The 18,662-nt window shown below is 42.6% G+C and carries 20 protein-coding genes; 12 read left to right on the top strand and 8 right to left on the bottom strand.

Going from position 1 to position 18,662, the window contains the following annotated elements; translation table 11 throughout:
- The first annotated feature begins 210 nt into the window (after nucleotides 1-210).
- Nucleotides 211-1,623, top strand: a complete 1,413-nt coding sequence (locus tag NST40_RS30385) for an alanine/glycine:cation symporter family protein (protein ID WP_076276296.1) — start codon at nucleotides 211-213, stop codon at nucleotides 1,621-1,623.
- A gap of 67 nt (nucleotides 1,624-1,690) precedes the next feature.
- On the opposite strand, the gene NST40_RS30380 is transcribed toward NST40_RS30385, so the two are convergent.
- Nucleotides 1,691-2,089, bottom strand: a complete 399-nt coding sequence (locus tag NST40_RS30380; RefSeq protein ID WP_076276295.1) for a hypothetical protein — start codon at nucleotides 2,087-2,089, stop codon at nucleotides 1,691-1,693.
- A gap of 211 nt (nucleotides 2,090-2,300) precedes the next feature.
- On the opposite strand from NST40_RS30380, the gene NST40_RS30375 reads away from it, so the two are divergent.
- The 3 genes from NST40_RS30375 to NST40_RS30365 all read left to right on the top strand — a co-directional run bounded on the left by NST40_RS30375 (nucleotide 2,301) and on the right by NST40_RS30365 (nucleotide 4,854).
- A complete protein-coding gene (locus NST40_RS30375; protein ID WP_076276294.1) occupies nucleotides 2,301-2,867 on the top strand; it encodes a TetR/AcrR family transcriptional regulator in 567 nt (188 codons plus the stop codon).
- Nucleotides 2,864-3,400 carry a DUF2798 domain-containing protein gene (locus NST40_RS30370; RefSeq protein WP_076124197.1) on the top strand — a complete coding sequence of 179 codons (537 nt, stop codon included), beginning with the start codon at nucleotides 2,864-2,866 and terminating at the stop codon, nucleotides 3,398-3,400. Before NST40_RS30375 ends, NST40_RS30370 begins: the two co-directional genes overlap by 4 nt.
- A 272-nt stretch (nucleotides 3,401-3,672) precedes the next feature.
- Nucleotides 3,673-4,854 carry a multidrug effflux MFS transporter gene (locus tag NST40_RS30365; protein WP_076124195.1) on the top strand — a complete coding sequence of 394 codons (1,182 nt, stop codon included), beginning with the start codon at nucleotides 3,673-3,675 and terminating at the stop codon, nucleotides 4,852-4,854.
- Between the two features lie 103 nt (nucleotides 4,855-4,957).
- On the opposite strand, the gene NST40_RS30360 is transcribed toward NST40_RS30365, so the two are convergent.
- The 4 genes from NST40_RS30360 to NST40_RS30345 all read right to left on the bottom strand — a co-directional run bounded on the left by NST40_RS30360 (nucleotide 4,958) and on the right by NST40_RS30345 (nucleotide 7,743).
- Nucleotides 4,958-5,536 carry a YegS/Rv2252/BmrU family lipid kinase gene (locus NST40_RS30360; protein ID WP_342410282.1) on the bottom strand — a complete coding sequence of 193 codons (579 nt, stop codon included), beginning with the start codon at nucleotides 5,534-5,536 and terminating at the stop codon, nucleotides 4,958-4,960.
- Nucleotides 5,463-5,849, bottom strand: a complete 387-nt coding sequence (locus NST40_RS30355) for an acylglycerol kinase family protein (protein WP_342410281.1) — start codon at nucleotides 5,847-5,849, stop codon at nucleotides 5,463-5,465. The genes NST40_RS30360 and NST40_RS30355 overlap by 74 nt, the downstream gene beginning before the upstream one ends.
- A gap of 135 nt (nucleotides 5,850-5,984) precedes the next feature.
- On the bottom strand, nucleotides 5,985-6,968 hold the full coding sequence (gene guaC, locus NST40_RS30350) for a GMP reductase (RefSeq protein WP_036682307.1): 984 nt from the start codon (nucleotides 6,966-6,968) through the stop codon (nucleotides 5,985-5,987).
- Nucleotides 6,969-7,134: 166 nt separating this feature from the next.
- Entirely contained in the window at nucleotides 7,135-7,743 is a 609-nt protein-coding gene (locus tag NST40_RS30345; protein ID WP_076124191.1) for a LysE/ArgO family amino acid transporter, read from the bottom strand.
- A gap of 282 nt (nucleotides 7,744-8,025) precedes the next feature.
- Here NST40_RS30345 and NST40_RS30340 point away from each other — a divergent pair, with 282 nt between their 5' ends.
- From NST40_RS30340 to NST40_RS30315, 6 genes are all read left to right on the top strand, one after another.
- Nucleotides 8,026-9,816 (top strand): hybrid sensor histidine kinase/response regulator transcription factor, encoded by a 1,791-nt coding sequence (locus tag NST40_RS30340; RefSeq protein WP_076220090.1) that lies wholly within the window; start codon nucleotides 8,026-8,028, stop codon nucleotides 9,814-9,816.
- A gap of 183 nt (nucleotides 9,817-9,999) precedes the next feature.
- Nucleotides 10,000-10,596: a sensor domain-containing protein gene (locus tag NST40_RS30335; RefSeq protein ID WP_076124185.1), complete on the top strand. Its 597-nt coding sequence runs from the start codon at nucleotides 10,000-10,002 to the stop codon at nucleotides 10,594-10,596.
- Nucleotides 10,597-10,618: 22 nt separating this feature from the next.
- Complete coding sequence (locus NST40_RS30330; RefSeq protein ID WP_254847726.1) at nucleotides 10,619-11,224, top strand: polysaccharide deacetylase; 606 nt, start codon at nucleotides 10,619-10,621, stop codon at nucleotides 11,222-11,224.
- A complete protein-coding gene (locus NST40_RS30325; protein WP_076220092.1) occupies nucleotides 11,224-11,988 on the top strand; it encodes a polysaccharide deacetylase family protein in 765 nt (254 codons plus the stop codon). Before NST40_RS30330 ends, NST40_RS30325 begins: the two co-directional genes overlap by 1 nt.
- Nucleotides 11,989-12,092: 104 nt before the next feature.
- Entirely contained in the window at nucleotides 12,093-13,331 is a 1,239-nt protein-coding gene (locus NST40_RS30320; RefSeq protein ID WP_342410280.1) for an amidohydrolase, read from the top strand.
- A 97-nt stretch (nucleotides 13,332-13,428) separates the two neighbouring features.
- A complete protein-coding gene (locus tag NST40_RS30315) occupies nucleotides 13,429-14,085 on the top strand; it encodes a uracil-DNA glycosylase family protein (RefSeq protein ID WP_256718955.1) in 657 nt (218 codons plus the stop codon).
- Nucleotides 14,086-14,107: 22 nt separating this feature from the next.
- Here NST40_RS30315 and NST40_RS30310 read toward each other — a convergent pair whose 3' ends face one another.
- A complete protein-coding gene (locus NST40_RS30310) occupies nucleotides 14,108-15,022 on the bottom strand; it encodes a phosphatidate cytidylyltransferase (protein WP_076132799.1) in 915 nt (304 codons plus the stop codon).
- A gap of 95 nt (nucleotides 15,023-15,117) precedes the next feature.
- On the opposite strand from NST40_RS30310, the gene NST40_RS30305 reads away from it, so the two are divergent.
- Entirely contained in the window at nucleotides 15,118-15,678 is a 561-nt protein-coding gene (locus NST40_RS30305; RefSeq protein WP_076220564.1) for a hypothetical protein, read from the top strand.
- Entirely contained in the window at nucleotides 15,675-16,430 is a 756-nt protein-coding gene (locus NST40_RS30300; protein ID WP_342410279.1) for a methyltransferase domain-containing protein, read from the top strand. The genes NST40_RS30305 and NST40_RS30300 overlap by 4 nt, the downstream gene beginning before the upstream one ends.
- 60 nt (nucleotides 16,431-16,490) lie before the next feature.
- On the opposite strand, the gene NST40_RS30295 is transcribed toward NST40_RS30300, so the two are convergent.
- Both NST40_RS30295 and NST40_RS30290 read right to left on the bottom strand, forming a co-directional pair.
- Nucleotides 16,491-17,765 carry a HAMP domain-containing sensor histidine kinase gene (locus NST40_RS30295; RefSeq protein WP_076124170.1) on the bottom strand — a complete coding sequence of 425 codons (1,275 nt, stop codon included), beginning with the start codon at nucleotides 17,763-17,765 and terminating at the stop codon, nucleotides 16,491-16,493.
- Nucleotides 17,765-18,442 carry a response regulator transcription factor gene (locus NST40_RS30290; protein ID WP_076099753.1) on the bottom strand — a complete coding sequence of 226 codons (678 nt, stop codon included), beginning with the start codon at nucleotides 18,440-18,442 and terminating at the stop codon, nucleotides 17,765-17,767. The genes NST40_RS30295 and NST40_RS30290 overlap by 1 nt, the downstream gene beginning before the upstream one ends.
- Nucleotides 18,443-18,662: the final 220 nt, after the last annotated feature.

Raw genomic sequence — 18,662 nt, 5'->3', positions numbered from 1 at the left:
ATCCGATGGATTAATGAAATACGGCTGAACAGTTGTGTCTCCAATTCTAAATGTTAAATGCCAAATATATATTTGACTAGCCAGAACCATTTTATTGTTGCTGGCTAATTTTTTTTGTTGGCTTTTGAAATAAGGGCTGTTATATTTGAAAATACTATGTAACTTAAGGTTCAGCAACTGGGTATCGACACAATGGAGAGGCGGATTTACATGCAACAAATGTTAGACAGTATGATTAGCGCAACAAATGACTTTCTTTGGTCGAAGATTTTGGTGGTTCTGCTTATTGTTTGTGGAATTTATTTCACCATTCGATCGAAGTTTGTTCAGTTTAGCATGTTTAAAGAAATGTTTAGGGTCCTTAAAGAGTCCAATGAAAGGTCAAAAGATTCCATTTCGTCATTTCAGGCTTTCTGTATCAGTATGGCAGCAAGGGTTGGGACAGGGAATATTACAGGGATCGCAATTGCTATCGCAATAGGTGGACCAGGGGCTGTTTTTTGGATGTGGGTCATAGCTATTATTGGATCAGCGTCCGGATTTATTGAAAGTACTCTGGCACAGGTGTATAAAGTGAAGGACAAGACTGGATTTCGTGGGGGGCCCGCCTATTATATGGAGCAAGGCCTGAAAAAACGTTGGATGGGCGCGGTATTTGCGGTTCTGATCACGTTATCCTTTGGTCTTGTATTTAATGCAGTTCAATCCAATACGATTACAGTGGCCTTTGAGAATTCATTTGGCACTAATCGGGTGATTCTTGGACTTGTAGTCGCTGCTGCATTTGCTGCTGTTATCTTTGGTGGGGTTAAACGTATTGCTAGAATGTCCGAATATATTGTAGTGGTAATGGCAGGGATCTATATTGGGGCTGCTGTTATTATTATGTTAATTAATATTACGGAAATACCGGCGATTCTGGCGCTTATTGTGAAAAGTGCTTTTGGATTTGAGCAAATCGCAGGGGGATCTTTTGGGGCAGTTATTTTGCAAGGGGTGAAAAGAGGACTATTCTCCAATGAAGCGGGGATGGGTAGTGCTCCTAATGCTGCGGCAACTGCAACAACTAGTCATCCGGTGAAACAAGGGCTGATGCAAGCGCTGGGTGTACTTACAGACACGTTACTTATTTGTTCTAGTACTGCTTTTATTATCTTGTTATCGGATGCGTATAAACAGCCAGGGCTGGATGGAATTAAGCTGACACAAGCGGCATTAAGCGAACATATTGGTTCGTGGGCTTCTGGATCCCTAGCGATCATGATTTTGTTGTTTGCTTTCAGTACGTTAATCGGAAATTATTATTATGGTGAGACCAATATAGAATTTTTGAACTCCAATAAAAAAGTATTACTGATCTATAGATACAGCGTCTTGGCGATGATTATTTTTGGCTCCGTGGCTAAGGTCCAATTGGTATGGGATTTGGCTGATTTATTTATGGGCTTCATGGTCATCGTGAATTTGATCGCTATTCTTCTATTATCTAAGGTTGCCTTTGCCGCCCTGCAGGATTATAAGCGCCAGAAGCGCGCAGGGAAGGACCCTGTCTTTTATAAAGATAGCATAGTGGGTCTGGAGAACGTGGAATGTTGGGACAATTCTTCAGAGATAAAAACATAGTAGGGTAAGTATTTGCGGGCTCAGGAAACTGAGCCCTTTTTGTTGTAGGCACTTAAATGTCTATGCATTATTTGTTGAGAATTTCTTCTATGATTTGTTTTGACTCTATTTTAAACTGCTCAATATTTTCGCTTACAAGCAGCACTTTTTTATTGTCCAATAGGATATATGAAGGGTAAGTGTTGGTCTTCAAATCCTCTTTTAAGCGGTCCCCCTCTTTCGAATCTTTTTTGATAACACCTGCTTTGCTGATAGAAGTCATATTTTCCTTGTAAATATCCTCAAGCTCTTTAGTTTGCTCAAAAAAACGATCGTTCTCCGATAAAATTAGGATTGAAAAAGATTTATTTTCTTGAGTAAGGTATGGCGTCAAAAAGTCATCTTTTTTCTGATTACCATTACAAGCTGCGATAAAGATTAAAGTAATCAAGCTTATCAGCATAATTACTAAGGCGTTTTTTTTCATATATACACCCTATTCTTTTTTATTCATAACGACAATTATGTTTTGAACTCCACATTAACTTCTAGACTTACTAGATCATATCCTGTTTTCAGTTATAAATGAAAATAATGAAATATTTTTTGAAAAAAAGCAAAAAAGACTTACATTAATCAACTTTATATTGTTATAATAACAAACAGACCGGTTGGTATGTTAGGGGGAGTACGTTATTGTGGATACAAAATCGCTAATGATTGATACAGCTACACTTCTTTTTCAGCAAAAAGGATATAAAAATGTAGGCGTGAATGAAATTTTAAAAGCCTGTAATGTGACCAAAGGAGCGCTTTATCATCATTTTCCAAATGGAAAAGAAGAACTATTAATTGCTTGTTTAAAGGGCTTAAATGAAGCAATTACGATAGATATTGAGGATATTTTTAAAAAGCATCCATCGACGTTAGAAGCTATACAATCCATGATCGACAAGTTGATTCACAACTTAGAAACCGAGGGCACGATTACCGGATATACCTTTAGCAGTATTGTCAGTGAAATGGCTACGGTGAGTGAACCTGTTCGCCAGGCATGTAGCTTGCTCTATGAGAACATGGAACGAATTTACTGCGATAAGCTTGTAACTGAAGGTTATTCGCAGGAATCAGCCTTCGAGATGGCATTGTGGATGACGGCTTCGATCGAAGGGGCGATGATGTTGTGCCTAACGCAAAAATCTACAACTCCCTTAAAAACTATCGCCAAACTATTACCGACAATATTGAAAGGAAGAACATCATGAATCAAGAAGCAAGATTACCAAGAAACGCTAAGGAGGGGGCATTATATGGTGCAATCATTTCTACACTGACGGTACTGTTTATGTCTTCAATAAATATCATTTTAGGGGTTGGAGAATTTAATGGTGAGGTTGCCTTAACGATTCTTAAGGTGTTTCCGATCATTTGGGTAATTGTCATGATTATTGAGCCTGTTGTTATTGGCCGTATTGCCGAAAAGCTGACAGCTATATTCACACAACCTACAGATAGCTTCAACGCCAAAATCCTATTCCGTATCCTATTCACCGTACTAGGAATGTCATTTTGTATGACGTTTATTGGAGACATTATCGGAAACGGGTTGAGTTCTCAAACGTTTAATCACTTCTTAGCCAATTGGCCAAGAAATTTCCTAATTGCACTGTTCGCTGAAAGTATATTGATACAGCCGTTTGCAAGATTTGTGATGGTAAAGCTACATGCTTCTCAGGACAAAAAGAAATCCAGCGCTGTTGGCGTAACTATACATGGATTATCAGAACAAAATTCCTAACCTAAATAAGCTCTCAGGCGAAGCGATTCGTTTGAGAGCTTTTCTATTACTGTGTATAATGATGTTTTGGTTGATTAATTGAAACTCAAATCTTTGCCCGATATCTTTCGGGTAAGCCCTCCTATAAAAAAATGAAAGCATAACAATGAAAGGTGATTTTCTAACATGATGATCTATAGTCGTCTTGCCATAATGATGCCCCCATTTCCCTAGCTAGGCTCATATTCTTGTAGTTGTTCGAGGATATAAGCTTGTAGGAGGGCGAAAATAAGATGAAAAAATATGCAGCACCATCGTTACTTTTAATGATTGTTCTTGTGGCTTTTCCGCAAATTAGTGAGACGATTTACACTCCATCGTTACCGGATATCGCAGTAGCACTTGGGGCCACCAATAGTTCTGTACAGTTAACGTTAAGTATATATTTTATTGGATTTGCTTTAGGAGTTTTTAGCTGGGGTTGGTTGTCTGACTTCATCGGGCGGAGATCTTCCATGCTGGCTGGACTTCTTGTATACGGTATGGGAAGCTTGATGTGTTTTTACTCAGAATCCATTCATCTGCTGTTAGTCAGCCGGTTTATACAAGCGTTTGGAGCAGCAACAGGTTCGATTATTACCCAAACCATTCTTCGTGAGAGTGTCTCCGGGAATAAACGGCATGTTATGTTTGCCCAAATCTCGGCGGTCATTGCTTTTACTCCCGCAGTAGGTCCGTTAATTGGCGGATGGGTGGATCAAGCTTTTGGTTTTCGAGCGGTTTTCTTTACATTAGTAATGATGAGTGTGTTGTTATTTATGTATGCTTTTTGGAAGCTGCCAGAAACCACTGATGTTTCCATGAGAAAAAAGGTGGCTATTCTGCCTATAGTCAAAAAAATGCTCGCATTGCCACGTGTATTGGTGTTTGGATTACTAATTGGAGGCATTAACGGAATCTTGTTCAGCTATTATGCTGAAGCTCCTTTTATATTTATTGAACACTTTCAGATTTCACCAGGAGTCTATGGTTTTCTCGGCATTATTGTGGCTTTGGCGTCGATTGTAGGCGCAATGATCTCCAAAAGATTATTAACCCTCTATGCCCCAGAAAAAATAATCCATATCGGCTGTCTAGTAATGGCGAGCGGAGCCTTGCTATTAACAATCGCAAGCAGTCTTGACTCGCTGCCGGATATGATAGTGATCGTATGTATTCTAATAACGCTGTTTGTCCTATTAATGGGTGCAGGGATTGCTTTACCTAATTGTCTAAGTCTTGCTCTTGTTCAATTTCAGGATGTTGTAGGAACAGCAGGTGCGATATTCAGCTTGGGCTATTATTTGCTTGTTAGCTTGGCGACGTGGGGAATGAGCGCTCTTCATAATGGTTCATTACTGACGATGCCTATTTATTTCTTAGGAATTAGCGGCGGAATGTGGTTATTAGGCAAAAAATTTATTGTAGTGGAATAGAAATAACTTCTTAGTCATTGGATTAGTAGAAAGATATGGATCGGGGCATCCATAAATTAAGGGCAGTCTGGAACTTTTTGAGTTCCGGACTGCTTTTTGTTTGTTAGTCCACTTCTGGCACAATGACTTGGATATGACGAGGGAGAACACTCAGCGTAATAGGCAAAGTTGGACCTTCTTCGCCATCTACATTGGTTCTTACGGTTTCTGGAGAGCTTACACTTACATTGTGGGCTGTGAAATAGACAACATCTTTATGATCCTTGAGGGTACCCAGCAGTAAAGATATACTGGCTGTAATGGTATTGAATATACTGAGGTCCAAAATAATAAAACAATGAAGCAGACCGTCGTCAACCGCAGCATCCGGTATTAGATTCTCGAACCCGCCGACTGAGTTGGTTAATACGGCGAGAAAGAGTAAGGAGTCTCCTTGCCACGTTTGTCCATCATGGTGAATGACAAGGGGGTGGGCTGTAGGGCTTGTAAGTTGTTTAAGACCTTCTTTCAAGTATGCCAATGACCCTAGTTTGGTTTTATCTTCGGAGGATACAGAGGATAATGCTCCGGCAATTGAACCTACAGCAACCACGTTGCCGAATAGGCGATCATTTAAGCGACCGATATCTACTGTTTTTAAATTTGAGGAGGCAAGGGCTTGAATGGCTATTTCGGGATTCATGTGGAATTTGTAATGCACGGGCGAAATCATTAGCCGTTCCTAAAGGAACCACACCTAACTTTGGGTGGTGTTCCTGATCGATAAGACCATTAATGGTCTCGTGAAGCGTGCCATCCCCGCCGATGGAGATCACCAGATCATAACCTTCCTCACAAGCAGCGATGGAATAACGAGTGGCGTCTAGTTCTTTTGCCGTCTCCTTGATCGTAACGGAGTAGTCTTGATCACTTAGAACTCTTGTTGCATATCTGACATATTGGCTGGCTTCTTCTTTGCCGGAGGAGGGGTTAATAATAATCATAGCTTGCCGCATAAGGATAATCCTCTCTATTGTGATCTAGTAGGAGTTTATTCTTACCATTACCCCAAAGTAGACCGGCAGAACTCGTTCTCATAAAAAAAGATGAGCAAGATTGACCTAAGTCATCCTGCTCACCTGTTTGTTCAATTAATAGACTTTATCTCCATTAAAAATGGAGTTCTTAACGATAACGTAATCCACATTACGGATAGCCTCTAACTTATTGCCACCTGCATAAGAGATGGAGGATTGAAGATCCTGCTCCATTTCTCTTAGGGTTTCTGCTAAAGCCCCTTTATGCTCAACCGCAATTTTTTTACCTTCAACGTTCTTCTTTTCACCTTTTTGGTATTCTGAAGCGGAGCCAAAGTATTCTTTATAGAGCTTCCCAGCGATTTCAATGGTTTCACCCGGAGATTCCTCATGACCGGCAAATAGTGAACCAATCATGACCATAGAAGCGCCGAATCGTACGGATTTAGCAATATCACCGTGTGTGCGAATGCCTCCATCGGCAATAATTGGTTTGCTTGCAGCTTTGGCACACAAGCGTAGTGCAGCTAACTGCCAGCCGCCTGTACCGAATCCAGTTTTGATCTTAGTGATACATACTTTCCCTGGTCCAATCCCAACTTTAGTAGCATCAGCTCCAGCGTTTTCTAATTCTCTAACGCCTTCAGGTGTTCCTACATTTCCTGCAATAACAAAACTGGCAGGCAGGTATTGTTTAATATGTTTGATCATCCGAATAACTGCTTCGGAGTGGCCGTGTGCAATATCAATTGTAATGAATTCCGGAACCAGTTGTTCTTTGGATAATTGTTCGACGAAATCATACTCTTCTTCTTTAACTCCGACGCTAATGGATGCGATTAATTCACGGGAGTGCATGTCTTTGATGAAAGACGTACGTTTCTCCGGTTCAAAACGATGCATAATGTAGAAATAGCCATTTTGCGCCAAGGAGATAGCGATCTTCTCATCAATGATGGTTTGCATGTTGGCAGGTACCACCGGCAATCTAAATTTATGCCCACCGAGGGTGACTGATGTATCACACTCCGAACGGCTGTTTACGATACATTTTGCAGGAATTAATTGAATATCTTCATAATCGAATACTTCTTTCATAATTTACACCTCTAAATGCGAACATTATAGTATTTTGGTTTGTTAATTGTTCGTCCAAATTGTAATGTACCTCATTCTGCGCCGTAAGTCAAAATTCTAGTACATTATGGTGTGAATTGGACATAATTATACGGCAAATTGGTGTACAGCATTCTTTTTCCTCCATTTAAAAAAGCTTGAAGGCAATATAAGCAGCAACAATCCAAATAATGATCGCGGAGATCTTATTAATAATCCGCATGATTTTGCCGCTGGAGTCGATTTGTCCTACGGTTTTTCCGGCTACAGCCAGCCCAAAGAACCAAATCCATGACACTAGGATAGTCGCGCCAGCAAATACAACTTTGTCTACGCCTGTGTAACTAAGTGAGCTAGTGCCGATGACGCCAATAGTATCCAAAATCGCATGTGGATTTAATAAAGAAACGGACAGCGCGAACAGGATTTGTTTTTTAGAGGATAGAGGGGTTGCGTCTTGCGCTGACGATGTAGGTGTACTTTTCCAGATAGACCATCCCATATACAAAAGAAATAAAAGTCCTACAGCAAATAAAGCGGTCTGCAGAACGGGGATGGCAAACACAAGGACTGAAACACCTAATACGGCTAATAAAATAAGCAGGGTATCGCATAAAGCGGCTGTAACAATAACGGGAATGGCTTTTTTAAAATGTGGCTGCGAGGCCCCTTGGTTAAATACAAAGACATTTTGTGCGCCAAGTGGAAGAATTAATCCAAAGGCCAGTGCAATGCCATGAAGTAGTGCGGCTAACATAGTTTATTATTCCTCCGATAGTGTTCATATTTTATAGAATTTGCTGTCCTATTGGTTCAATTGGTCTACTACAATTTTATGGACAAATAATATGTACTATCATACAGTCTGTGTTTTGATTTAAAAAGCTGCTTATTCAGAGGGACATTGAATGATTAATTACACTAATTACACCATTAGTAAAAATGTCATCTCAACTCATGACTTTTTGTAACTAGTGAGCCCTTAAGGGGTTACACTATAATAAAGATTAAGTCAGCAGAGTATATAGGGGGAAATGCCTTGTTTAATCTGGTCAAACAGTGGTTCTGGTACGATTGGCTCGTCCTCCTGTTTCGGATTTGTTTTTCTACTTCTTTTTTGGTCACCATGTGTTATCTTTCGGAGGATTTTACGATTCCTTTCTGGATCGCGTTTGTTTGGGGCGTGGTCTCTTTTTCTGTGCCTTGGTTTTGTTTGCAGCTGCATTACAAGTATTATCTGATAGCGGAGATCCTTTTTTCGGGTGGGCTTTGTTTATATTTGGCTGCTTTGTTTCCTGAATCGTACGTAACTTTTCTGCCTATCGCTTTTATGATCGCCAGCAATAGTGCACAGAAGTCCTATCGTTGGACAGCTCCGATCACGGTTATTTTGATTCCAATTATGTTATCTAGATTGTCACAACAAATGGATGCTGTATCGATGATTGTTAACATGGGTTTGGTGTATACGCTTGGGTTTGCTTTTCATTTACTGGTGGTGAACCACAAGCAGGGCAGAATTATTAAGGACCAAAATGCTGTTTTAGAGCAGTACATCTCGCAAGTTGAACGTATGACACTTCTGGAAGAACGAGATCGTTTATCCAAAGATCTGCATGATACGGTGGGGCATTCTTATACTTCAATTATTATGGGGCTAGAGACTTTACGTTCGGAGGTGAATACTTCTGAAGGAGAGCACAAAATAGATGCCTTGTTAAAGTTAACCCGCAATGGCTTGGATGATGTTCGGCGATATTTGCACCATGTGGGCGCTTCGGAGGATTCATTGACGCTAATGCAGTCCCTGCAGAAATTAGTGGATGATTTCCAGACCTTCTCCAAGGTTAAGATTCGCTTAAGAACATTCGGAGAGCCGTATACAGTATCTAAGCAGGCCCAAATGACATTATACAGATGTTTGCAGGAGTCGATAACCAACGCTGTACGTCATGGTCAGGCCAGTGAAATTGTCATCAGCTTACATTATGAAGAGAAGCTGATTCGGCTGGATGTGCAGGATAATGGATTAGGCACTGGAGATTTAAAAGCAGGATTTGGTGTGAATGCGATGAAGGAGCGTGCCTCCAACTTGCAAGGACAAGTGTATTTCTACTCTAAGCCAGGGGAAGGGACCTTAGTGACCTGCAGTTTACCAAGGCTTGAAGAGATACAGGAGGAAACGATTCGTTTATTGCTGGTAGATGATCAACCCTATATCCGGGATAGTCTGCGAATTATTCTAGAGCAGGAGCCGGATTTTGTGATCAATGGGTTAGCTGAGAATGGTGAACAAGCGATAAGCTTCTGCGAGCAGGAACAACCTCACGTGGTGCTGATGGACTTAAATATGCCGGGCATGGACGGTGCGGAAGCGACCAAGCTTATTAAGCAAAAGTGGCCAGGGGTACGAGTGTTGATCCTGACTACTTTTCAAGAAGCAGATATGGCAGTCGAAGCACTGCAAAACGGGGCAGATGGCTATTTGCTAAAGTCTACCGAGCCGCAGGAGCTGTTCGAAGGAATACGTCTTGTACATCGGGGCGTAAAGATGATTACACCCGATATTACGAATGTATTAATTGATCACTATGAGATGCATCCAGCTTCAGAGGCACCACCGACAGAGAAGAGTAATGAATATGGACTGACCCCGCGTGAGCTGGAGATTCTAGAATGCCTCTCGAAGGGAATGCGTTATAAATCTATTGCCGCTAAACTATATCTGTCCGATGGAACGGTGAGAAATTACGCGTCCACCATCTATGCCAAGCTCGGGGTACGAAACCGTGAGGAGGCAGTCGAGAAGGCTTTTGGCATTTCGGATTAATCCTGACCGAAGTATTTGAAATTGATGAGCACCTTATTGTTTGCTTTCCCTTGTGGGAGTAGGCAGTAGGGTGTTTTTTTTGTCATATGACATTATGGCACTGGTCGATTTTACACCAAAAGCACTAGCATAGGAGTTGCTTAGTTATGAACAATTTTTTATTGCAGAGAGGGAGAGAAAAGCATGAATCAAATAATCCGGAAACATGTGAGGAATTTTTGTTTCTTATTAATTACTTTTGCCACAGGGCTATTTTACTTTTGTTTTTATCTGGTGGGCATTACCTTTGGAGTTTCGATGTCCTTCACCTTAGTGGGGATCCCGATCCTTTATTATGTTTTGCGTTCTACCGAGACTTTTTTACAGCATGAGCGAATTCGAACTAAAGTCTATACGGATATCTCGGTTCGCACGCTCCCAACCCGATCTCAAGAAGAAGGCAGCTTGTGGGAAAGGGTTAAGGCAGAGTTTCTGGATGAACATAACTGGAGAGCGATTTTAGGGTTGATGTTGCAGTTTGGAATCGGCATGGTCAGTCTCATTTGTGCCACTCTTTTTTACTTGACCCCTATTATTCTCTTGTTGTCACCTGTCCTGTATTTATTAGATGTGTCCTCTATATCGCTATTTGGGATTGAAAATAAAACATTCAACATCTCACTTTTCTTCATGTTGTTAGGTGCAGTGTCTCTATGGATAGGTGCTTATCTCGGAAACAGTCTGGTAAAGATGATCGGCAGGTATACGCGGCGTTTAGTGAAGGATTTTGCTAGAAGATAAACTTAAACAGGAAGAAGGAAAAATGATGGTAACCTCAGTTCCATTTATAAAATTATTCTCACAATCCCTTTGGATGATGTGGGAGAACATATTTGCTGTCATCACCAAATTTCGTAGTCAGTCCGTGCGTAGATATGGGATATGTAAGTTGGTAGTGTTGAAATATCACGGAGAAAGTTTGGTCTGCCAAGATGGGCAACGGATACTTCCGGGAGATTGGGTGGGTGAGCTTCATTTGGACAATCGCCAGATTGTGCAGCTGACACGTACGCTTGGCGCAGATCGGGCCGGAATTCGTACGGCACGTATGCTTCGCGAGGCTATGAAGGAGATCAGTCGTGATCTAGACAGCAATCCGGAACTAAGCAAAGTAAACGCGCTAACCGGGATTACACTGCTTCACCGGGGGATTATTCATGGAATAGGGTTTGAGCAGCGTCCTATCAAGTCCAAATGGCAGCGGCACTGGTTCGGGATATACCTTCGTTTTTTACTTCGCATGCTGCATCCGGAAGGGAAACATCGTGTAGAGGACAGTACAGAGAAGTTGTCTCCCATGATGCTTGTGCTTAGCAAGCAGTCCTTGAAAGCGCGATTTGCCCCGCGTAAGACAGAGGCGGCTTCCTAATGTGGGCCTTCATAATTTTAGCAGTGGATGTGATTGTTCTTTATATGATCGTTCCTTTTGCGCTTACCCGAATATTGGGATGGGGGGTTCACTCGGAGGTAGGTGCAGAGAAAGAAATTGCGTTTACGTTCGATGACGGTCCGGATCCTTGTTATACACCTGAACTTCTAGATCTATTAAAAGAGCATGGCATAAAAGCGACCTTCTTCGTATTAGGCAAAAAGGCGCAGCAATATCCGGAACTGATCGAGCGTATGCACAGAGAAGGACACCAAATCGGCATTCATAATTATACTCATACACCCAACTGGATCCAGTTCCCCTGGACCAATAGACGGAAGCAAGTAGATCGCACAGCAGACATTGTTGAGCGAATTACAGGAGAGCGGCCTATCTTTTACCGCCCACCTTGGGGGCTTCTCAATCTAGGGGATTTCTTTTTGCTAAGAGAATCTTATCGAATCGTATTGTGGTCTGTTATGGTCGGAGATTGGAAAGCGTCACTGAGTGCAGAGCAATTAAAGGATGCCTTAATAAAAAAAATAAAACCAGGCTCAATCATTGTTCTACACGACAGCGGAGATACACCGTGGGCAGATGAAGAAGCGCCCTTGAATATGATCACTGGATTAGAAGAAGTCTTAAAAGAAATGGATAAAAAGGGTCTGAAGTGTCTGCGGATAGATGAACTGCTGAACAAGGAAGTTAATTATAGTAGAGAAGCTAGATCCAGAGTCAAACATCGGGGTCAAATTGATCTGTAGCTATTGAAATTTCCCAATCATTTTTTATATGGCAAGGGCTATGGTAACATTTAGAGTAAAGCGGTCCGTACCTATATAAATTGTTGAGAAAAGGATGGGGTAGCATGTTGAATGCTTCTTACTGGTTAACCAATATAAGATTAGAACAAGGTTATGTTATTGAGGATGGGCAAGTAGCGGGTACGAATACGAAGGTTTGTCATCTCCGTATTGACGGGGATAAGATTTCAGAAGTTGTTGGAGCAGACATCGAGCTTCAGAGCCAGCTCCCGAAATATGACTGTAAAGAGTTGTTGATGCTGCCTTCTTTCGAAGAAGCACATATCCATTTAGATAAAACATATTTCGATGGACCTTGGAGAGCGGTAAAGCCTGCGTCCAGTGTTTTCGAACGGATTGAGGAAGAGAAGGTATTATTGCCTAAGCTGCTGCCCATGGCGAGACAACAAGCAGAGAGCATCCTGACGCTTATTCAGGGGTTTGGTGCCACACATGTGCGCAGCCATTGCAATATTGAGCCTGTCAGCGGCTTGCAACGATTAGAAGCGACTGTACAAGCATTAAATGCATTCGCGGGTAAAATTTCATCTGAAATTGTGGCGTTTCCGCAACATGGCCTGCTGCGCTCGGATTCTGTACAGCTGGTAAAACAATCTCTGGCAGAGGGAGCAACCTTTGTAGGCGGAGTAGATCCTTATACGGTGGATGGAGATATCGAGAAGTCACTCCAGACGATGGTGGAATTAGCAGTGATGAGTAATGCCGGCATTGATATTCATTTACATGATGGAAAAGAAGCGGGAAAGAAAACACTGACGCGGTTAGCTGATCTGACGGAAGAAGCTGGCTTGCAAGGAAAGGTCACGGTCAGTCATGCGTTCTGGTTCGCAGGAGCTCAGCAGCAAGAGGCAGAAGAGGTAGCTAAACGGATGGCATCACTGGGTATGACTATTGCATCCACAGTGCCTATTGGAAGAATGATGATGCCACTTCCGATGCTGCACAGCCAAGGGGTAAAAGTGAAGCTGGCAACGGATAGCCTTACTGATCACTGGTCCCCTTTTGGAAATGGAGATCAACTGGAGAAGGCAGGGCGTTACGCGGAGTTGTACGGCTGCAATGATGAATTGTCATTATCTCAATCCCTCGGATTTATAACAGGAGGATTAACACCCCTTGATTCAAAAGGCGAGCAGGTATGGCCAAAGGTTGGCGACACTGCTAGCTTTGTGCTGCTGCATGCCAGCTGTTCGGCTGAAGCAGTTGCCCGAAGAGCGCAGCGCCAAGCCGTCTGGTACGAAGGCCGACTGGTGAGTGGTTCGATAACAAATAGAGACATGTGAGGCAGATAATATGCTCCTCTCTACCTATCTGCAACAGTATAAATCGGCGATCCTCTCACTCCCGAAGGGTACAGTGCTAACTAAAGAGGATCTGCAGGTGGATAAGCTTCTAATGGAGCGTAATGGCAAGGTGGAAATGTATTATGCCCCCCATAATGAGTACATTAATCCTTCTGCTAAGGTGATCATTATAGGGTTAACGCCCGGGTTCACACAAATGGGCATAGCGATACAAGAAGCGATCATAAGTCTGGAAGCTGGTTTGTCAGATGAAGAGGTATGTAGGACAGCGAAGGAAGCGGCCAGATTCGCAGGCTCCATGCGGAACACGTTAATTCATATGTTAGATACACTTAAACTGCATCAACACTTGAACCTAACCTCTTGTGAAGAACTATTTCAGCAGCAGACGATCCTGCACACTAGCTCTTTATTGCGTTTTCCCGTGTTCGTGGATAAGAAAAATTATAGTGGGGCCCAGCCCAAGCTACTTTCAAATTCATTCCTCAGGGCGCAGGCATTATCTTCCTTGCGTGAGGAGCTGAACATACTGAGCCGGGCCTTAATTATTCCCTTAGGAAAAACAGTGGAAAGTATACTTCAACTCCTTGTGTCCGCAGGTGAGCTTGATAAACAACGCTGCTTATGGGGATTTCCCCACCCCTCGGGCGCCAACGGACATCGATATAAGCAGTTCGCCAGCCAGCAAGAACAAATGGTGAAGATACTGCATAATCATTCATGGAAGGGCTGATTCAAGCTCCCCATCAGATGATCTACATGAAGTCGAAAAAATAACGAATGACATGAAAAAAGACCGGTGAAGTGTAGGTTAAGCTATCGATCCGGCTTAAATGGCTTTGCTTCAATGCCACGAATTTATCGCCATCGCCGATTAGCAGATCCCGCTTTAACACGGAAACCGTTAAACTGCCAAAGAAGCCGCTCAAGCTGATCAACATGCCTGACAATAACCCGAAGATTGGGTTGAGCGGCGTCAGGTAGGGATAGATTAGATAGGAAACTCCTGTCGTGATGACAAATGCAAAAGCGAAACCCTCCCAAGTCAAATACGGATTGGCGGTGGGAACTATTTTCCGCTTTCCTACATAGAGTGATGCCAGATAGTGGACCACATCATTGAGCTGCGTTAGCACTACTAGAAAAAGCACAAGCCCCGCTCCATACTCCGGTGTAGCAAATTGAAAGTAGGCCAAGTGACTAAGTCCGAATACCATCAGCATAAGCCCCCATTGGGTGGAGCTGACACTACGCATAAAACCAACCGTGCCTTTATTAATCATTCTGGGCAGCGGTAGGAGCAAGAATACATAAACCGGGATGAAGACAATAAACATTCCGTACCATTCGATATAAATCCAGTAGAACTGCAACGGGATGGATAAGTAAGCCCACAGAAATAGCCTGCGGTCCGATTTTCGTGATTTCATCATAGAGAAATACTCTTTCAGTGCAAAGAAGCAGAGCACCATGAGAGACAGCAGAGAGACGACGGGATTAAATAGGGTAGCTAGGCAAAAGATAAAAAGCATTCCCCACCACGTCTTGATACGAAAGCCAATGCCCGTATAATCCTTATTTGGCTGTAGCTTCCCTATAACTACATACATCAAGTGAATAGCCGATAAGGCCGCAAAGATAAGAATTATAGTTAATAAAGAGCGGTCGATAACTGATCACCAACTTGTCCTAGAGTAGATTCCATTAATGGGTTCATATGTTATTATGAAGGAAACGCTCAAACTTGATAAGGGGAAAATTGTAAATGGCAGCAGATCCATCGGTCTTTATATTACTGACGAATACCGGGACGCTTTTTACGAAGCTCATTCAAGGCTATACAAAAGCACCCTATAATCATGCCTCGATCTCCTTTAATCGGGAGCTTTCCGAGCTGTATAGCTTTGGCAGAAAGCATCCGAGCAACCCCCTGAATGGAGGGTTTGTGAAGGAGGATATTAAGACAGGTACGTTCAGCAAATACCCTAATACAACATGTGTCCTATATGAACTTCAAGTTACAGCCCGCGAAGTGGAGAAAATGGAGCGGGTCTTGCAAGTCTTTATCCGAAGCCGTCAAAAGTATCTCTATAATATTCTCGGCGTAATTGGCATTGCCCTGAAGGAGCCTGTCGAATTCAGTAACTCTTATTTTTGTTCGCAATTTGTAGCGGAAATTCTAGAGCGGTCGGGCATTAAGTTATGGAATAAGCTGCCTGCACTCGTTACTCCGGATGATTTTCGCCAAAGTGATCGGCTGCGATTGGTTTACCAAGGTAAATTAAGTGATTATGAACCTGAGCGCCTAGGAGGAGACGAAGGATGAATAGCAAAGAAATATTTTCTAATCGGGTGGATTCGTATGTAAAATATCGGCCGAGCTATCCTGGAGAAGCCATTGATTATTTGTACAATACTATTGGGCTCCAACCCAATTGTGATATTGCTGATATTGGTGCAGGAACAGGAATATTCTCAGCATTACTTCTGGAGCGCGGGAGTCGTGTGACTGCCGTTGAACCCAATCCGGAAATGCGTAGAGCTGCGGAAGAGAATTTCGCAAAGGTTAACCATTTCTCTATATCGCCGGGGTCTGCTGAACATACAGAATTATCCGACCAGTCCATGGACGTTATCGTATGCGCCCAAGCGTTTCACTGGTTTGATAGGGACGCAACGCAATTGGAATTCAAGCGGATTCTAAAACCGGGTGGAAAAGTGGTTCTGATATGGAATTCCCGGCTTACTTACGGTACCCCATTTCTGGAGGAATATGAGCAGCTGCTACAGTCCTTCGGGACGAACTACACTCAAGTTAATCATAAGAACATTACTCCTGAGATCCTTAGTTCCTTTTTCAAGAAAGGACAGATGCAAGTAGCGCATTTTAGCAATCAGCAGGTATTTGATTTGGAGGGATTAAGCGGGCGGCTTCGATCGTCTTCCTACACTCCGGTCCCCGGAGATCCAAGCTATGAGAATATGATGGCCGAGCTGCGGAATACTTTTGAACGAAATAATCAGGGTGGGCAAGTGTTTTTTGATTATAATACCGAAATTTATTGGGGCGAAGTGTAAAGTAAATAAAAAGACTCAAACCTTTGAGATAACAGGGTCTGAGTCTTTTTTACTTGGTAGTTATGAAAGATGTACGTAAAACGTGGTGGACTCGCCGACGAAACTTTTGGCATAAATTTTTCCTTTATGCTGCTCGATAATGGATTTGGCAATCGCCAGCCCTAGGCCATATCCCCCTTGTTTACGCGCCCGGGAAGCATTTGTACGGTAGAATCGGTCAAAGATGCTCGCTAAGTGCTCCGGCGCAATGCCCTCCCCCGTATTGGTGACCGCTAACACCATGTCATTATGTTGTTTTTTAAGGGATAAGGTGACTGAACCTTTAGGGTTCGAATATTTTACAGCATTGTCCAAGAGGATCATAATCACTTGTTTGATCTGTTCACTATTGCCTAGCACTGTCAGATCAGGCTCGATGTCATATTCAAGGGAGATATGCTTCTCAAAGATTACAGCTTCCATCGTTAAAATGATATTTTCAACCACGTCGCTCAGATTGAATTTCGAATAAATCATTCTCGATCTGGAATCGTCCATCTCGGTCAGGTACAACAGATCATTGGTCAGGCTGGTCATTCTTTCTGTTTCCGACTTGATATAGTGCAGCCACTTGGACTGATTGTGAATGGTGTCATCACTGTTGGACAGGAGAACATCCGCATTGGTGTTAATAATAGTCAACGGCGTCTTTAACTCATGGGAAGCATCCGCAATAAATTGTTTCTGTTTCTCAAAAGCCTCCTTTACCGGCGCAATTGAACGATTAGCAAAAAAGCGGCTAGCGAAGTACAAGATAATCAGCATCACTGAGCCAACTACAGAGAAGGTATAGATTAGATTGGTGAGGATTTTTTGCTCTGCAGTGATGTCCAGAAATACAAGCATCGCCCCATCATTCGTATGCTGGATGTTGAAGATCCATTTGCTGCTATCCAAGGTGAACCTTCCGGTATCTTTACCGGCGCTTAGTGCTTCTTGCAGAGCCGTATTATAAAATTCATCGTCCATAGTAAATTTGGAATCTTTCCCCGTAAGGTTGGACGCTGTATCTATTTTCAGCATAAATGAGATTGAGCGTTCTGGAGGAGGTGTTCCGTTATCCGTACGTTTATTATCCACACGTGGTAACGTGGCTCCTCCTTTGGTATTGCCTAATCGTCCTGTGTCACCACCGGGAGACTTGTAGTTTTCCATGATTCTGTGAAGATCCATCTGAATATCGTTTTGGACATCCCGGTACGTAATTACATATATGGAGATGAAGGCCACAAGCATGATCACCGAGATGGTGACTAAGTTAACAATAAGAAACCGATTTCTGAGCTTCGTGAACATTAGGTCGTCACCTCTAATACATACCCTACGTTTCTGATCGTACTAATGCGTACGGTCGAATTTAAGAAGGTCAGTTTTTTTCTCAAAAAAGAAATATACACCTCTACATTATTGTGCTCAGCATCTGAATCAAAGCCCCACAGCTTCTCAATAATTTGTTCTTTGGAGGTTACAGCTTGTTTCCTCAAGATCAGAAGCTCCAATAGCTCGCATTCCTTTAGATTGAGCTTGATCTCTTTGCCACCCACGGTAAGCTTCAGATTGGATGTATTCAGTTCAATATCCCCGAACTTTAAAGCATCATCTGGTATCACCTCGCCTTTACGTCTTAGTACAGCCCTTATTCTTGCCAATAAGATCTCCGAGGAAAAAGGTTTGGCGATATAATCGTCAGCCCCATAGTCCAGCCCAGTGACCATATCTGTAATTTCACCCTTTGCGGTAAGCAGGATAACGGGAGTGGGTATCCCCTTTTTCCGCAGCGTCTTGAGGACGCTGACCCCATCCATCTCAGGCAGCATGATGTCGAGCAGCAGCAAATCATAGATTCCACTTAGTGCGTAATCCAGACCCGACCTGCCGTCATGGACTGCATCCACCGAATAATTATGTTTTTTTAATATTTGAGTTAAGGCCTCAGCGAGATGAAGCTCGTCTTCTACTATTAATATTCTCATGGTTTTGCCATCCCCTACATAGAACCAGTATTTGTTATTGAGGTCATTATATCAGGATTACCTTTATTGAACCTTAATGAAGGTTGAGATAGAAGTGACTGCGAACAGCAGTTTGAAATCAAGAAATCTGCAGACAACAGCGGCCGGAAGTCCAACATTCACCGCAGTTACGACTTACACCTGTGTTAAGGGAATGTAAAAGATAATCAATAATTTGTAA

The organism is Paenibacillus sp. FSL R10-2778 (genome assembly GCF_038593035.1).
Classification (GTDB): Bacteria; Bacillota; Bacilli; order Paenibacillales; family Paenibacillaceae; genus Paenibacillus_AQ; species Paenibacillus_AQ odorifer.
This window is presented reverse-complemented; position numbering and strand designations above follow the sequence as displayed.

Coding starts and splice junctions, on each gene's coding strand:
- NST40_RS30290 (WP_076099753.1), bottom strand. CDS start 18,442: ATGAGAATATTAATAGTAGAAGACGAGCTTCATCTCGCTGAGGCCTTA.
- NST40_RS30335 (WP_076124185.1), top strand. CDS start 10,000: ATGAATCAAATAATCCGGAAACATGTGAGGAATTTTTGTTTCTTATTA.
- NST40_RS30365 (WP_076124195.1), top strand. CDS start 3,673: ATGAAAAAATATGCAGCACCATCGTTACTTTTAATGATTGTTCTTGTG.
- NST40_RS30355 (WP_342410281.1), bottom strand. CDS start 5,849: ATGCGGCAAGCTATGATTATTATTAACCCCTCCTCCGGCAAAGAAGAA.
- NST40_RS30330 (WP_254847726.1), top strand. CDS start 10,619: ATGATGGTAACCTCAGTTCCATTTATAAAATTATTCTCACAATCCCTT.
- NST40_RS30320 (WP_342410280.1), top strand. CDS start 12,093: ATGTTGAATGCTTCTTACTGGTTAACCAATATAAGATTAGAACAAGGT.
- NST40_RS30380 (WP_076276295.1), bottom strand. CDS start 2,089: ATGAAAAAAAACGCCTTAGTAATTATGCTGATAAGCTTGATTACTTTA.
- NST40_RS30295 (WP_076124170.1), bottom strand. CDS start 17,765: ATGTTCACGAAGCTCAGAAATCGGTTTCTTATTGTTAACTTAGTCACC.
- NST40_RS30345 (WP_076124191.1), bottom strand. CDS start 7,743: ATGTTAGCCGCACTACTTCATGGCATTGCACTGGCCTTTGGATTAATT.
- NST40_RS30360 (WP_342410282.1), bottom strand. CDS start 5,536: ATGAATCCCGAAATAGCCATTCAAGCCCTTGCCTCCTCAAATTTAAAA.
- guaC (WP_036682307.1), bottom strand. CDS start 6,968: ATGAAAGAAGTATTCGATTATGAAGATATTCAATTAATTCCTGCAAAA.
- NST40_RS30370 (WP_076124197.1), top strand. CDS start 2,864: ATGAATCAAGAAGCAAGATTACCAAGAAACGCTAAGGAGGGGGCATTA.
- NST40_RS30305 (WP_076220564.1), top strand. CDS start 15,118: ATGGCAGCAGATCCATCGGTCTTTATATTACTGACGAATACCGGGACG.
- NST40_RS30300 (WP_342410279.1), top strand. CDS start 15,675: ATGAATAGCAAAGAAATATTTTCTAATCGGGTGGATTCGTATGTAAAA.
- NST40_RS30325 (WP_076220092.1), top strand. CDS start 11,224: ATGTGGGCCTTCATAATTTTAGCAGTGGATGTGATTGTTCTTTATATG.
- NST40_RS30385 (WP_076276296.1), top strand. CDS start 211: ATGCAACAAATGTTAGACAGTATGATTAGCGCAACAAATGACTTTCTT.